This is a genomic window from Stenotrophomonas terrae (assembly GCF_001431465.1).
Classification (GTDB): Bacteria; Pseudomonadota; Gammaproteobacteria; order Xanthomonadales; family Xanthomonadaceae; genus Stenotrophomonas; species Stenotrophomonas terrae.
Genome location: NZ_LDJJ01000067.1, coordinates 1 through 2029, shown reverse-complemented (window position 1 = coordinate 2029; position 2029 = coordinate 1). Strand labels below are relative to the sequence as shown.

1 protein-coding gene is annotated in these 2029 nt (G+C 65.5%); it reads left to right on the top strand.

Features of this window, described 5'->3' with window-relative positions; all coding sequences use genetic code 11:
• Positions 1–41: 41 nt before the first annotated feature.
• A partial coding sequence (locus ABB27_RS20440) for a methyl-accepting chemotaxis protein (protein WP_057630073.1) occupies positions 42–2029 on the top strand: 1988 nt, incomplete at its 3' end.

The following is a 2029-nucleotide window of genomic DNA, read 5'->3' as shown; positions in this document are numbered from 1 at the left end:
CACTACCCCTCGCCGTTGTTCCTGTTGAACAGGAGTTGCCGATGTCCACCCGCCCCCACGCCACACCGCCCACTTCCGATGCCTACTACACGCAGCTGGCCTGCGTGGCGGACCGCCTTTTCCTGTACTTCGGCCTGATCCTTGGCCTTGCATCGCTGGCGTTGGCGCTGTGGTCCGACCGATGGCTGCCTCTGCTGGTCGTCACCGTACCGGCACTGGCGCTGATGGCGGTGCAGATCAAACTGGCAGCGGGCAGCCTGCGCAGCCGGGTAACCGTGGCGTTGATGTTGATGGCGCTGGTGGCGGCCACCATTGAACAAGCCAATGGCATGGTGGAAATGCACTTCGGCGTCTTCGTGGTGATCGCGCTGCTGCTGTACTACCGCGACTGGATACCGGTGGTGGTAGCCACGGTGGCGATCAGCGCACATCACCTGGCGTTCTACTGGATGCAGGCCAGCGGCCTGCCGGTGCACGCCTTCGCCGCGGGCAGCAGCCTGGGGATGGTGTTGCTGCACGCGGTGTATGTGCTGGTTGAAGCCGCCTTCATCTGCGCGATGGCTGTGCAGCTGCGCCGTCAGGTGTTGATCCTGGGCGCGCCGCCGGCACAGTTGCGGGCCATGGTGGATGCCATCGCCAGCGGCGACAACAACCCATCCGACATTGGCCAGGCGCGGTTTGCGCCGGGCACCCTGGCCGACGGCGTACTGCGCATGCGCAACCAGCTCGGTGAACGCCACCGCCAGGAAGAAGCCCTGCACCACGAGAACACCCAGATCCGGGCCTCGCTGGACGCCTCGCGCACCGGCATGATGATTGCCGACAACGAACACATCATCCGCTACGTGAACCGCTCGGTGGTCGCCCTGCTGCGCAACCAGCAGGACACGCTGCGCAAGGCCTTCCCGGATTTCAACGTCGATACCCTGATCGGCAGCAGCATCCATCGCTTCCATGCCAACCCCGCACGCATCCGCGGCATGCTCGACCAGTTGAAGAAGGTGCACAACGGCCAGATCACGATCGGCCCGGTGCATTTCAGCCAGGTGGTAACACCGGTGTTCAACGCCGACGGCAGCCGCAGTGGTTTTGCGGTGGAGTGGCATGACCGCACCCAGGAGCTGCAGCTGGAAAACAGCGTGGCCAACATCGTCGCGGCTGCCTCTGCCGGCGCCTTGGACCAGCGCCTGCAGTCGGTAAGCGAGGCCGGCTTCATCCAGACCCTGACCACCGGCATCAACCAGCTGCTGGAGGTGGTTGCCACCACCACCGGCGAGCTGCGCGCGATGCTGTCGGCGCTGGCCGCCGGCGACCTGGATCACCGCGTGCAAGGCGACTATGCCGGCGATTTCGAGGCGATGAAGGTGGACGCCAACCTCACCGCCGAGCGCTTGACCGGCATCGTCAGCCAGATCAAACAATGCTCATTGGCGATCAACACGGCCGCGCGTGAACTGGCCGCAGGCAATGACGACCTCTCGCAGCGCACCGAGCAGCAGGCCGCCAATCTGGAGGAGACTGCCGCTTCGATGGAGGAGCTGACCTCGACCGTACGCGAAAATGCCGCCTCGGCCCGCCATGCCAATCAACTGGCGGTGGGCGCGGCGGACGTGGCGGTACGCGGTGGTGATGTGGTCGGCCAGGTAGTGTCGACGATGCGCGCGATCGAGCTGTCGTCCAAGCGCATTGCCGAGATCATCGGGGTGATCGACGGCATCGCCTTCCAGACCAATATCCTGGCGCTCAACGCCGCGGTGGAAGCCGCGCGTGCCGGCGAGCAGGGCCGGGGCTTTGCGGTGGTGGCCTCGGAGGTACGCAGCCTGGCACAGCGTTCGGCCACGGCCGCGCGCGAGATCAAGGAGTTGATTGTCGACTCGATGGGCAAGGTGGATGACGGCGCCGCGCTGGTCGCGCAGGCGGGCAGCACCATGAGCGAGATCGTCGGCTCGGTGCAGCAGGTCAGCGACATCGTCGCGCGCATTGCCGCTGCTTCGCAGGAACAGTCGGTCGGCATCGAGCAGGTCAACCA